The sequence below is a fragment of the Pseudomonas sp. TREG-RG-20F-10-E-6-01 genome (genome assembly GCF_022662455.1).
Classification (GTDB): domain Bacteria; phylum Pseudomonadota; class Gammaproteobacteria; order Pseudomonadales; family Pseudomonadaceae; genus Aquipseudomonas.
This window is the reverse complement of the sequence record NZ_JAKNQP010000005.1, coordinates 212,219-225,458: the sequence shown is the minus strand read 5'-3', so window position 1 is coordinate 225,458 and position 13,240 is coordinate 212,219. Positions and strand designations below refer to the sequence as shown.

The window sequence follows — 13,240 nt, the reverse complement described above, 5'->3', positions numbered from 1 at the left end:
GGGAAAGGTTGGGTCGTTATTGATCGTGCCGCAGCCGGTGAGCATTGCAAGCGCCAGCATCCATAGAAAGGTGAAACCACGATTCATAGACAACTCCATTTGTCATGGCCGGCTCATGCACAGCCTCGCTCAAGAACCACCAGGGCGCCAATAGACGCTGATGTTGCCGTCGTTTGCCTGGCGATAAATCGTGTAGGGCAACACAACGGTATCGGCAACGCCGGACGCTGCAATGTCCAGCAGCACGAAGGGTATCAGTACGCCGGTCGGATCGGGAGCCGCGTGCAGCGCGCAGAAATCAAAGGCCACGCCACTGTAAACGCGAGGTATGGACTGGCAGTACGTTTTGATAAGCCGCAGCTCACGCGCGGTGTCGCCGTCTTTGCGGATGACGCTGTTGACGGTCCCACAACCGCCCACCAGCAGTGCGGCAATGCCCATTGCAGCCGTGATTTTCATTGTGATTGTCCTGTGATCGCCAACGGCCGGCCACGCTATCAGCGAAATGTCGGCTCCCCCACCCAAGCGCATCGCCAAATTGCGTACGAAAAATCCGAAATGGTAAAAACTCAGCATTTCACTAAACTCGCGCCCTTTTGCGCGTTTATGTCTTATGCGCCACGGATTCGGGCTGCCCCATGAAAACCCTCGCTCGCCTCACCCTATTGCTGCCAAGCCTGTTCACCTTGTGCGACACCGCCCAGGCTGAAGACGCAGCCCTGATCCTCGACCCCAGCGTGGTGACCGGTTCACGCAGCGCCAGCCCGACGTTCGACCTTCCGTATTCGGTCGACAGCATCAGCCGTGAGCAGATCAGCGACGGCCAACTCGGCATCAATGCCTCTGAAGCCCTGTCCCGCGTGCCTGGCCTGGTGGTGCAGAACCGTCAGAACTACGCGCAGGACCTGCAGATTTCCTCGCGCGGCTTCGGTGCGCGCTCGGCGTTTGGCGTGCGCGGCATCAAGCTGATCGCCGACGGCATCCCCGCCAGCACTCCGGATGGCCAGGGCCAGGCCGCCACGTTCAACCTCGACACCGCCGAACGCATCGAAGTGCTGCGCGGCCCGGCGGCCACGCTGTATGGCAGCAATGCCGGCGGCGTGATCCAGATGTTCTCGCGCGATGGCGAAGGCCCGCCGCGCATCGGCGCCGAAACACTGGTGGGCAGCGACGGCCTGAGCAAGAACCACCTGACGGCCGAGGGCGCGGCAAATGGCGCCGGTTTTGTACTCGACGCCTCACGCATGGACACCGACGGCTACCGCGACCACAGCAGCGCCCGTCGTGACCAGACCTTTGCCAAGCTGAATGTCCACCCGGATGACGACAGCAAACTGGCGCTGATCTACAGCAGCCTGGAGCAAAACGGCACGCAAGACCCGCTGGGCCAGACCTGGGCCGCGTACAAGGCGGACCCGCGCTCGGTGGCGCCGGCCGCGCTGCAGTACAACACGCGAAAAAGCATCGATCATCAGCAATTGGGCGTGAATTACGAGCGCTATATCGGCGATGCGACGCTGCAGGTGAATGCGTATACCGGGCGGCGCAGTGTGATTCAGTATTTGTCGATTCCCAGCGGTACGCCGTCAGACAAGCGCGGTGGCGTGGTGGACTTCGACCGCAAGTTCTACGGCGGCTCCGTCCACTGGCTGCAACCCATCACCAGCGCCCCTGGCGACCTGACCCTGATCACCGGCCTCGACTACGACCGCAGCCAGGATGATCGCCAAGGCTACTCCAACACCCTCAACGGCGTGCACGGCGTCAAAGGCGCGCTGGGCCGCGATGAAATCGACACCGCCACCAGCCTCGACCCGTTCGTGCAGGCCAACTGGCTGCTGGGCGACTGGACCCTGCAAGCCGGCCTGCGTCACAGCACCATGAAGATGGACGTGGACGACCACTTCCTCAGCGATGGCAACGACAGCGGCAACAAGACCTACCAGAAGAACACGCCCTCAGTGAGCGTGATGTATGCCTTCACGCCGGACCTGCATGGCTATGTGAGCGCGGGCAAAGGCTTCGAAACTCCGACCCAGGCGGAGTCGGCGTATTCCAGCAGCTCGAACGGCTTCAATTTCGCGCTCAAGCCGTCGGTCAGCAAGCAGTATGAAATGGGGCTCAAGGCCCGGGTTGGCCAAGACACACGCGTGAATGCTGCGGTGTTCCAGATCACCACCGATGACGAACTGGTCGTGCAGCAATCCAGCGGCGGTCGCACCACCTACCAGAACGCCGGTCGCACCTTACGCCGTGGCTTCGAACTGAGTTTGGAAAGCCAATTGACCGAACAGTGGAGCACCCACCTCGCCTACACCCGCCTGCACGCCACCTATGACAGCGACTTTGTCAGCGGCGCCAGCACGGCGATCGACAAAGGCAACTACCTGCCCGGCGTCCCCCAGACCACGCTCTTCGCCGAGCTGAACTGGAAGCCCCGCGACTGGGTCAGCACTGCCCTCGAAGGCATGTACCGCAGCAAAGTCTACGTGGAAGACACCAACCAGCAACGCGCCGCGCCGGCCTACAGCGTGTTCAACTGGCGTGCGCGCTTCGAGCAGAAGGTCGAGCACTGGACCTTCCACCAGACCCTGCGCCTGGATAACTTGCTGGATCGCCAGTACGTGGGCTCGGTGATCGTCGGGGACGGCAACTTCCGCTATTACGAAGCGGCGCCGGGAAGGTCGTGGTACGCGGGGGCGGGGGCCGAATATCAGTTTTGATCAGCCAGCGCAGCGTCTGGGCGACCGTCATCGCGGGCCAGCCCACTCCCACATCAACCTGTGGGAGCAGGCTTGCTCGCTCTAACCGGCGGCGCCGATCTCTTTGGGCAAACGCTGATCGATCAGCTGATACAGCGCGCTGCTCTCGGGCCAGTTGCGCATAAACCGCGCGCGGTCCTTGGCAAACGCCGGCGCGAAGCTGGCGAGTGAGCTGTGCTGACACATGGCGTCCAGGTCGATCAAGGCCCAGCGGTCTGCGTGCCAGAACAGGTTATGGCCTTTGAAGTCACCATGACTGATGCGCTCGCCAATCAGCTCGGCAAACAGATGATCCAGCGCCAGCAGCTCGTTTTCTGGCGCGTCACCGCGCTCAACGTACGGCGCGAAACGCTCGATGATGTCCGGCCCGGGCAAGTATTCAGTTACCAGGTACGCTCGGCTGCGCAGCCACAAAAACCGCTTCTCCAACACCGCCAGCGGCTTGGGCGTCGCAATCCCCAGAAACGCCAGCCGGTTGCCTTCGCGCCACGAATGCCAGGCGCGGCTCGGGCGCCAGAAGCGCTTGAGCCAATGGGCAAATCCCTTGATGTTGTAGCGCTTGATCACCAGCGGCCGACCGGCCACCTCGACCTTGCCCACGCTGGCGGCCCCGCCGGTTTTGTACAGGTGGCCCTGATCCAGCAATGCATCGGCCTGCTCCAGCACCGGCAGCATGGCGGCCTCTTCCTCACGGCGAATCGCGCGCAAGGCAAAGGCGCCACGCACGACGCCGAACAGCGTGCAGTCGCGGCCAACCTTGTTCAAAAAGTCCTTCAAGCGCCAGGCGCTGACCTTGCGCACCTGTTTTTCCAGCGCTTCCAGCGGCACGGCATGCTCGCCATTGCTCAGCAGGTAATAGACCAATAATTCTTCGGTAAAGGGTTCGAGGTTTTTCGGCAATTGCGCAAAAAACACCCCGAGGTTTTCCAGTACCCGGTTGCGCGACAGCGGCTTGCCCGCGGCTTCGACACGAATGCCGGCGCCATCAATCAGGTACAGCTTGCCGTCCTGGCGCAGCAGGTTGTCCAGGTGCAGGTCTTCCTGCCACAGCCCTTTGGCATGCATGTGGGCAATCGCCCCCAGCGCCTCGGCAAGCACGGCTGTTTGTTCGTCCGCCAGCGGCGGCAAGCCTTCAACTGCCTGCCAGGCATCGGCGAGGCTCTCGGCGCCCTCAATGAATTCGAACAGCAGCCAGCCGCCTTCGCCTTCCTGCAAGCCATCGGCCAACAGCTGCGGCGTGGTCAGGCCTTGCTCGGCGAGCAGGCGTACGCCGCTGAGCTCGCGCTGAAAATGACGTGCCGCCTTGCTGCCCACCAATAACTTGGCCAGCACCGTGCGCCCGCGCCAGACGCCGGCGCCCACATAACGCTCGCCCGGCAACACACGCAGCAGACTGAGCAATTGCAGCTGCCCTGGGCCGGCGGCATCCGCCAGTTCAATGGTCAGCGGCAGGCTGGGCGTGCGGCCGGCTTTTTTCAGCTCGGACAAACGCATCAGCGGTTCTCCTTGTGGCTGCGACGCGCCGTCAGCCGTTCAAACCAGGCGCCCACCTTTGCGCTGTTTTCAGGCTCTGCCAGGTAGGCCGCCAGCAACTGGCGCACTTGCGCGTCCGTCCACTGCGGCGCGCGGCGCAGCAGCGGCTCCAGGTCTTTGACCCGGTCACGTTGGCCGAACAACAGCGGGCGGGTTTTCTCCAGGTCGATCAGCTGCGCGGCGTAACCGTCGCCCAGGGCCTGCAGAAAAATATGCTTGGGATAAAAACAGCCATGCACCTGGCCTACGCTGTGCAGATGACGGGCCAACTGACCGCAGGCCAGCAGAATCGCGCGGTGCTGGGCATCGGTCAGTTGCGGCCACTGTTCCAGCAACGAATCCAGGTCGCTCCAACCGTCCAGGGCACGGGTCAGCAACATCGCGCGGTGCTCACCGTCGACCTTGCGCTCACCGAAAAACGCGGCCTGCAGCGCCGGAATACCGAGTTTCTGATAACGGCTGATATTGCGGAATTCGCGCGCAAAGGTGGGCTCGCCAAACGGCTTGTGCAGCGTGCGTGTCAGGTAGTTGCTCTGGCGCTTGAGGTAGTAACCCTGCCCTTCAAGCTCCAGGCGAAACACGCTGCTCCAGCCACCCTTGCTGGTATTGGGCTCGTCCACCGCGTCCAGTTGCCTGGCCCACAGGGCGTCGAAGGTTGCCAGACCATGGCGCTCCAGCAGAGCGCGGTCTTCGGCCGCCAGGAAATCACTCATTCGCGTCCCTCGAAAAACTTCACCACGTGGCGAATTCGCTGTTTGTCTGACGCCGTCAGGTGCGTGCGTTGGCGGTATTGCATGTAGAAGCGCAGGCGCTGCGTGGCCGACAAGTGATACTTGGCGACCTTGTCCAGGCAGGCCAGGTCCTTGGTAATTCGGTACTTGAGCCAGAAACCGCGCCAGAAATCACCGTTGGGGCAATCGATGAGGTACAGGGTCTGCTGGTCGTCGACCAGCAGGTTGCGCCACTTCAAATCGTTATGGGTGAAGCGGTGCTCATGCATGGTGCGCGTGTATTCGGCGAGCTGGCGACTGATCACGCTGACCCACTTGGGGTCTTTCAAGCGCGGATCTTTGCGATCAGCCAGCATCGACAGGTCTTCAGTCTTGGGCAGCTCGCGGGTGATCATCGCGCCCCGCGCGTAGGCCAGGCCTTTGCGCTCCAGCCCCCAGGCCACCACGTCGGCGGTGGGAATGCCCCACTTGGCGAAACGCTTGAGGTTCTGCCATTCGGACTTCACCCGAGGTTTGCCCAAGTAGCGGCGCAGGCCCTTGCCGGCGCCGACGTAGCGCTTGACGTAGTAATTGATCCCGCCGCGCGCCACCCGAATCACTTCCGACAATGGGTCGCGGGTCAGGCGCTCGCCTTGCAGGGCGAATACCGCTTCGAGGCTGCCGAAATCATCCGCCAGGGCGGCGTAAGCAGGTTCCAGGTTCCAACCCGCCATCAGAGCGCATCCCCGTAGCGTTGTTTACGTGCATACAGCTTGTCGGCCTTGGTTTGCAGCCACTGCAACAAGGCATTTTCTTCAGCGAGGATCTGGCGCAACGGCTGCTGGAAGTAGCCTTTGAGGAAGCGCAACTTGTCACGACGCGTCAAGCCGATGTCCAGCGCCGAGAAGTACAACGCGGCCAGGTCTTTGTCGCGCCAGCGATGACTGATTTTGTCGCGGGTCTGGGCGCGGTGAAGGTCGATCACCGACAACTTGAAGTTATCAGCCGTCACCGGCGTATCGGTGTGCAACAGGAAGTGGCAGATGTAGCAATCGCGATGGTTGACCCCACCGCGATGCATCATGCCGGTCATGCGCGCCACTTCGGCGATCAGCGCGCGCTTGAGGCGCGGCGCGGGCGGCTGCTTGAGCCAGTCGATGCTGAAGTCTTCCAGGCTGACAGTCGGCGCCAGTTCTTCAGTGATGATGAACGAGTGCTGGTCGGCCGGGTTGCTGCCGCGCTCGCCGTACGCCACGGCGGTCATGGTCGGCACGCCGATCTGCTGCAGGCGCTGGATAGCCTGCCACTCCTGGCCCGCACCGAGCACCGGCAGCTTGGCGGTGACCAGATTCTTGACGATCTCACCCCAGCCGATGCCACGGTGGATCTTCACGAAATAGCCACGCCCATCCACCTCGGTGCGCAAGGTGCGCCGGGCTTCAAGTTCACGGTACACCTCGCCTTCCAGCCGCTCGACTTCGGCGAAGGCATCACGCCCGGCCCAGCGGGTCTTGAACGGTTCGGCAAGCATCAACTTCATCGTTTTGGCTCCGCCAGAATCACATCCGCCGCGTGCTGCGGCATGCTGTAGAGGTCGGCCGTCTCGGCGTACGCCAACCCATTGCGGCCCCAGGCCGCGCGCTGTGCAGTGTCGGTGAGCATGCGTGTCAGGTAGTGGTTGAGCTGCGTTTGATCGAACGGCTCGTCCAGCACCAACCCACTGTCGGCCTCGCTGATGTAATGGGCGTAACCACACACCGCCGAGACCAGCACCGGCAACCCGGCCACCAGGGCTTCGAGCAACACGGTGCCGGTGTTTTCGTTGTACGCCGGGTGGATCAACAGGTCGGCGCCCAGCAGGAAACGCGGAATATCGCTGCGCCCTTTGAGGAACTGCACGTTATCGCCCAGCCCCAACGTAGCACTCTGCAATTGGAATACTTTGGGGTCGTCCTGGCCAATTACAAACAGACGCGTGCGTTTTTTCAGTTCCGCCGGTAAGGCGGCCACGGCCTTGAGGCTGCGGTCGACGCCCTTGGTCTTGAAGCCGGAACCGATTTGCACCAACAGCAAGTCGTCGCCTGCGAGGTTGAATTCCTGGCGGAAACCTTCGCGGATCTCGGCGGCATTCGGCGGCGCACGGCGGTCCTGGGCGATGCCCGGCGGCAGCAGGTGGAAGCGTTCCAGCGGGGTGTCGTAATGCTTGATGAACAGCGGTTGCTGCACTTCAGAGATCATCAGGATTTCAGTCTTGGCGTCCCTGGCGAACACCGCGCGCTCGTACTCGGCAAAGTGGCGGTAACGGCCAAAGCGTTTGTACAGCGAATGACGCAGGTTTTGCGCCTTGTCTTCAAAGCAGCCATCGGCGGCGTAGTACACGTCCAGGCCGGGCATTTTGTTGAAGCCGATCAGACGGTCCACCGGGCGTTTGGCCAGGTCGGCTTCCATCCAGGCGCTGAGCTTTTCATTTCGCCGATGGTTGAAGAACGCCTTGACCGGCGCCACCAGCACTTCGAAGCCGGGCGGAATGTCGCCTTCCCAGATCAGCGTGTAGACACGAATCTGATGGCCGCGCTGCTGGCACTCCAGGGCGATGCGCATGAAGTCGCGCTGCAGGCCACCGAAGGGGAAATATTTGTACAGAACAAAAGCCAGTTGCATCAGTGCAGCTCCTCAGCCAGTAACAACGTGCTCAGTCGGCTTGCCACACGCTCAGGGTTCAGGCGCGTGAAGCACAGGGGCGACTCGCGCTTGATGTCGAACCGACGCAGGTCGTCGGCCGTTGGTTGATAGGTACAGTGTTTTTGCAGGCACGGCGCGCACGGGAAGTCGCTAGCCAGGTGAATCTGGCCCTTGCCATAGGCGCCGGTCAGACCAGGGTTGGTGGGGCCGAACAGGGAAATGGTCGGCACGTCCAACGCTGCGGCCAGATGACCCAGGCCAGTGTCTACCGCCACGCAGGCACGGGCGCCGGCCAGCACGCGGGCCACGCCGGCCAGGTTGAGCTTGGGCAGCACTTCGGCGTGTTGCAGGCCATGGGCCAGGCGCTCGGCACGGGCTTTTTCGTCGGCATTGCCCCACGGCAACTTCACGTCCACACCCAGGCGGCCCAGGCGCTCGGCCAGCTCGCGCCAATAGGCTTCGGGCCAATGCTTGGTGTCCCAAGTGGTGCCGTGCAGCAGCAGCACAAATGGTTTTTTCGGCGGCAGGCCGAGCAGCTTTTCAGTGCTCAGGCCGTAGTCGCCCAACCCTTTGGGCAGGTCGTAGCCCAGCGCAACGGCGAACAGCTGGCGCAAACGCTCCACCGCATGCTGCCCACGGGCCACGGCCAAACGGCGCGAGTAGAAACGTGCAGCGATGGGTTCGCGTGCAGAATGCTTGTCGAAACCCGCGACCGGAGCGCGCACGTAGCGCGTCAGCCAGGCGCTTTTCAGCAGGCCTTGGGCGTCAATCACCAAGTCATACTTGGTCGACTGAACACGCTGCTTGAACCGTCGCCACTCGCCGCTCTTGATGGTTTGCCAGATGTTTTTGCGCCAGCGACGAATTGCCACCGGGATCACTTGGTCCACCGCCGGGTGCCAGGTGGGGATCTCGGCAAAGCCTTCTTCCACCACCCAGTCAAAGCGAATGCCGGGGATCGCCCGCGCCGCGTCGGTCAGTGCCGGCAAGGCGTGGATCACGTCGCCCAGGGATGAGGTCTTGACTACCAGTACTCGCAAACTAACGGACCTCGACCACGGAGCCTTGCAACCGCTGCAACGCGTCGCTGACCGGTTGCGGCAGCAGCTGGCGCAGGCAATTGTAGTGGCCGAAACGGCAGGTACGCTCAAAACACGGACTGCAATCCAGGCCCAGGCGCACCACTTCGACCTTGTCGGCCAACGGCGGTGTGAAGCCAGGCGAGGTCGAGCCGTACACCGCCACCAGTGGGCGGTTCAACGCGGCAGCCACGTGCATCAGGCCGGAGTCGTTGGACACCACCGAGTCGGCGCAGGACAGCAGGTCGATGGCTTCGGCCAGTGACGTGTCGCCGCTGAGGTTCACCGCTTCTTCACGCAGCCCAGGAATCAGCCGCTGGCGGATGTCCTCGCCCACCGAGTGATCGTTTTTCGAGCCGAACAACCACACCTGCCAGCCTTCGCGAATCTTCATCTCGGCGACTTTGGCGTAATGCTCCGACGGCCAGCGCTTGGACTCGCCAAACTCCGCGCCTGGGCACAGCGCCAGCACCGGACGGTCGAGCATCAGGCCGAACTTGGCCAGGGCCGCGCCACGGGTCACCGGGTCGATCTGCAAGCTGGGGCGCGGGTACGGCGTCGGCAGCTCGGCACCTGGCTCGTAGGCCAGGGCCATGAATCGCTCGATCATCAGCGGGTAGCGTGCTTTGTCGAGGGTGCGCACATCGTTGAGCAATACGTAGCGAAACTCGCCGCGCCAGCCGGTGCGTTTGGGGATGCCGGCGAAATACGGCACCAGCGCCGACTTGAGCGAGTTGGGCAACAGGATCGCCTGGTCGTACTGGCCGACCATGGATTTGCCGATGCGCCGGCGCGTCGCCAATTCGAGGGCACCGTGGCCGAGCGGGAAGCTCAAGGCCTTGCGCACCTGGGGCATACGCTCGAGGATCGGCCGGCTCCACTCGGGGGCGAGCACGTCGATTTGGCAGTCGGGATGACGCTGTTTCAGGCACTGGAACAGTGTCTGCGCCATCACCATGTCACCGACCCAGCTGGGCCCAACGATCAGAATATTCATGTAGTTTCCACAAACGATGCGGGGAGGCTTATGCCTCCCCGCATCGACAATTATCCTAGGTTGCGGTAGCCACGGAACCGCTTTGTGTGGGAGCGGGCTTGCTCGCGAAAGCATCACCGCGGTCCGCCAGACAGACCGCAGCGCCTGCTTCGCGAGCAAGCCCGCTCCCACACAAGGCTGGTTTCCACATTAGATAGGCATCGCTCAATTAATCGAGTATCAGCTTAACCCCAGCGCCTGCCAGATTCGCATCACCTGGCGCCGTTCGTCGGCGAACTGATCCCCGGCTACCGTGCCAGCCTCATTTTGCAAGGCCTGGCGGTGCGCGGCGGAACGGTAGGCTTTATACACCTCGCGCAGCAGATGGGCATCGGCGGCGGGCATCAGCCCGACCTGCTCCAGGCCCTCCAGAATGCGGATATTGTCGGTGTAGCGCAGCAACGATGGATGTTGCGCAGACCACGCCAAAGCCGCGTATTGCACCATAAATTCAATATCGACGATACCTCCGGCGTCCTGCTTGAGGTCGAACACCACCGTGGGCTCAAAGGCATTGGCGCCGGTGCCGGCCGCCGTAGACCGGGTGCCCAGGTTGTCGCGCATCTTGGCGCGCATCTCGCTGACCTCCTGGCGCAGCTTGACCAGGTCGCGCTCACGCCCGAGTACTTTAGCGCGGACCTGCTCGAACGCCTGGCCCACATCCTGACTGCCCACCAGCACCCGCGCGCGGATCAGCGCCTGATGTTCCCAGGTCCAGGCTTCATTTTGCTGATAGCGCTCGAAGGCTCCGAGTGAACTCACCAGCAAACCCGACGCGCCGGATGGGCGCAGGCGCATGTCGACCTCATACAGCTGGCCGGAGTTGGTCTGGGTGGTCAGCAAGTGGATGATGCGCTGGCCCAGGCGCGTGAAGAACTGCGCGCCGTCGATCGGCTTGGCGCCGTCAGTCTCGGCCTGCGGATCACCGTCGTGGATAAACACCAGGTCCAGGTCGGAACCATGTCCCAGCTCGATGCCGCCAACCTTGCCATAACCAACAATGATGAACCCCGGGTCGCACAGCGTACCGTCAAGCCGCTGCGGCGAGCCGTGGCGGGCCACGGTCTGGCGCCACGCCAGGGCCAGTACTTGTTCGAGAATGGCTTCGGCGAGCCAGGTCAGGTAGTCGCTGACTTTCATCAGCGGCAGGTTGCCGGCGATTTCCGAAGCGGCCACGCGCAGACGGTGAGCCAGCTTGAAGTGGCGCAGCGCCTCCATCTGCTGCTCAAGGTCATCCTCGGGAATGCGCGTGAGGCGCTCGCGCAGCTCGGCGGCCAGTTCCGGCGCCAACGGCGGCTTGAACAGGCGGCCTTCGTTAAGCAATTCGTCGAGCAACAGCGGGAAGCGCGTGATCTGTTCGGCGATCCACGGGCTGGCGGCGCACAGTGTGAGCAGACGGCGCAACGCGTCGGGGTTTTCGGTGAGCAGCACCAGATAAGCGGAACGGCGGGCGACGGCTTCGACCAGCGGCAGTACACGTTCAAGCACCAAATCCGGGTTGGCGTGTTCGACGGCCTGGGCCAGCAGACGCGGAATAAAAGCATCCAGCCGCTCCCGCCCCAGACGCTGCATGGCACGCAATTGCGGGCTGCCGCGCAAGCCGGCCAGGGCTTTGAGGGCTTTGGGCGCGTCGGTGAAGCCACCTTCCTGCAATTGCAGGCGAGCGGCGTCTTCGTCCTGAGACTCTTCCCACAGCGGCAGCCACTCGCCGCCTACGACCAACTCACTCTCTGCGCCTTCTTCTTCGTCAGGGTCGGCGATGACTTGGCGGAAGTGCCAGTCCACCCGACCGCGCCAATACATCAGGCGCTCATGGAACGCGGACCAATCGGCAAAGCCCAGCATAAAGGCGATACGCGCCTGATCTTCCGGGGTGTCCGGGAGCATTTGCGTCTGGCGGTCGGCGATCGCCTGAATCGCATGCTCGGTGTAACGCAAGAATTCGTAGCCGTTGCGCAACTCGGCAATGACTGCCGCAGGCAAATAGCCCTGCCCTTCGAGCGTGCCGAGCACCTTGAGCAATGGCCGTTGTTGCAGGCTCAGGTCGCGGCCGCCGTGGATCAGCTGGAACGCCTGGGCGATAAATTCCACCTCGCGGATACCACCCGAGCCCAGTTTGATGTTGTCGGCCATGCCTTTGCGCCGCACTTCCTGCTGGATCAGCTGCTTCATGGTGCGCAGCGCTTCGATGGCCGAAAAGTCCAGGTAACGCCGATAGACGAACGGGCGCAGCATATCCAGCAGTTGCGCACCGGCCACCTGGTCACCGGCAACCACGCGCGCCTTGATCATGGCGTAGCGTTCCCAGTCGCGGCCCTGGTCCTGATAGTACTGTTCCAGCGCGTTGAAGCTGAGCACCAGGGCGCCAGCAGAACCGTAGGGGCGCAGGCGCATGTCGACGCGGAACACAAAACCGTCGACCGTCATCGGGTCGAGCGCCTTGATCAGTTTTTGACCAAGCCGGATGAAAAATTCCTGGTTGTCCAGCGCGCGCTTCACGCCCACCGTTTCGCCGCCCTCGGGGTAGGCGAAGATCAGGTCGATATCAGACGACAGGTTCAGCTCCACGGCGCCGAGCTTGCCCATGCCGAGGATGACCATGTGCTGGGCTTCGCCGCTGCGTCGGCCGGTGGGGGTGCCGAATTGCACGCAATGGCGCTGGTACAGCCATTGGTAGGCTTGGTCGATGCTGGCGTCGGCCATGTCGGAAAGGTCGCGACAGGTTTGCACCAGGTCGGCCTGGCGCGTCAGGTCGCGCCAGATGATGCGCACTTGCTGGCGCGTGCGCTGGCGACGCAGCACGCGACCCAGCTCATCTTCTGTTTCGGCCTGTTGCACGGCGCCGGCGATCTGGCCGCACAGCTCGCCGGGCGCAAAGCCGCGGTCCAGCTCGCCCCAGGCCACCAGCTCGAGCAACATCAAAGGGTCACGCAGGCTCTGTTCAATGACAAAATCACTGGCGGCGCACACGCGGGCGAAGTCAGCCCACCGTTGCGGCGTCCAGGCAGAAAGTCCATGATCGTCGTCCAGCGCGGCCACTGCGTCACGAAATGACTGCTCGGCCCGCTGGGCAAAAGGCAAGAGAATGGCCGGTAATGGGGCCAGCGTTGGAAGGCTCATGGTCTATCCTTGATCGGCGCGTAAAAGGCTTGTTGCTGTGAACGCAAGAACCACGCTCGGTGAAGGACTGTCGAACAAAGGTTATAAATAGCTGAATTTAAATTAATCTTGGCAGGCAACATCAAACTTTCACCTTTTCTTGTTCGCAAAAGATCAACAATAACGATTATGCTCACCAGCCAGACCGAGCAATCCACTCGGTCTTGTGTAGTTTTACTACTCGTATATACATTCGAAAGGCTGAAATGGCCGACGATTTGTAGTAAAACTACAGGACGCCGAAGCAACCTTCGGCCATCCAAGAATTTATGTCGTCTG

General features: G+C 62.4%; 10 protein-coding genes. 1 reads left to right on the top strand and 9 read right to left on the bottom strand.

Translation table 11 applies throughout. The annotated features are described in order from the left end of the window. Nucleotides 1–129: 129 nt before the first annotated feature. The gene (locus tag L8K08_RS17170; RefSeq protein WP_242198891.1) at nucleotides 130–459 is read right to left on the bottom strand and encodes a YceK/YidQ family lipoprotein; all 330 of its coding nucleotides are present in this window, start codon (nucleotides 457–459) and stop codon (nucleotides 130–132) included. A gap of 179 nt (nucleotides 460–638) precedes the next feature. Here L8K08_RS17170 and L8K08_RS17165 point away from each other — a divergent pair, with 179 nt between their 5' ends. Next, nucleotides 639–2,723 carry a TonB-dependent receptor gene (locus L8K08_RS17165; protein WP_242198889.1) on the top strand — a complete coding sequence of 695 codons (2,085 nt, stop codon included), beginning with the start codon at nucleotides 639–641 and terminating at the stop codon, nucleotides 2,721–2,723. 81 nt (nucleotides 2,724–2,804) lie between these two features. Here the strand turns inward: L8K08_RS17165 and L8K08_RS17160 are convergent, their stop codons facing one another. From L8K08_RS17160 to glnE, 8 genes are all read right to left on the bottom strand, one after another. Continuing rightward, a complete protein-coding gene (locus tag L8K08_RS17160) occupies nucleotides 2,805–4,256 on the bottom strand; it encodes a lipopolysaccharide kinase InaA family protein (protein ID WP_242198887.1) in 1,452 nt (483 codons plus the stop codon). Beyond that, nucleotides 4,256–5,008, bottom strand: a complete 753-nt coding sequence (locus L8K08_RS17155; protein ID WP_145160077.1) for a lipopolysaccharide kinase InaA family protein — start codon at nucleotides 5,006–5,008, stop codon at nucleotides 4,256–4,258. The genes L8K08_RS17160 and L8K08_RS17155 overlap by 1 nt, the downstream gene beginning before the upstream one ends. Beyond that, on the bottom strand, nucleotides 5,005–5,739 hold the full coding sequence (locus tag L8K08_RS17150) for a lipopolysaccharide kinase InaA family protein (protein WP_145160075.1): 735 nt from the start codon (nucleotides 5,737–5,739) through the stop codon (nucleotides 5,005–5,007). Before L8K08_RS17150 ends, L8K08_RS17155 begins: the two co-directional genes overlap by 4 nt. Further along, nucleotides 5,739–6,545, bottom strand: a complete 807-nt coding sequence (gene rfaP, locus L8K08_RS17145; RefSeq protein ID WP_242198885.1) for a lipopolysaccharide core heptose(I) kinase RfaP — start codon at nucleotides 6,543–6,545, stop codon at nucleotides 5,739–5,741. The genes L8K08_RS17150 and rfaP overlap by 1 nt, the downstream gene beginning before the upstream one ends. Next, nucleotides 6,542–7,666 carry a glycosyltransferase family 4 protein gene (locus tag L8K08_RS17140; protein ID WP_242198883.1) on the bottom strand — a complete coding sequence of 375 codons (1,125 nt, stop codon included), beginning with the start codon at nucleotides 7,664–7,666 and terminating at the stop codon, nucleotides 6,542–6,544. Before L8K08_RS17140 ends, rfaP begins: the two co-directional genes overlap by 4 nt. Continuing rightward, entirely contained in the window at nucleotides 7,666–8,727 is a 1,062-nt protein-coding gene (gene waaC, locus L8K08_RS17135) for a lipopolysaccharide heptosyltransferase I (protein WP_242198881.1), read from the bottom strand. Before waaC ends, L8K08_RS17140 begins: the two co-directional genes overlap by 1 nt. Nucleotide 8,728: 1 nt before the next feature. Next, nucleotides 8,729–9,763 (bottom strand): lipopolysaccharide heptosyltransferase II, encoded by a 1,035-nt coding sequence (gene waaF, locus L8K08_RS17130; RefSeq protein ID WP_242198879.1) that lies wholly within the window; start codon nucleotides 9,761–9,763, stop codon nucleotides 8,729–8,731. Between the two features lie 219 nt (nucleotides 9,764–9,982). After that, complete coding sequence (gene glnE, locus L8K08_RS17125; RefSeq protein ID WP_242198877.1) at nucleotides 9,983–12,922, bottom strand: bifunctional [glutamate--ammonia ligase]-adenylyl-L-tyrosine phosphorylase/[glutamate--ammonia-ligase] adenylyltransferase; 2,940 nt, start codon at nucleotides 12,920–12,922, stop codon at nucleotides 9,983–9,985. Nucleotides 12,923–13,240: the final 318 nt, after the last annotated feature.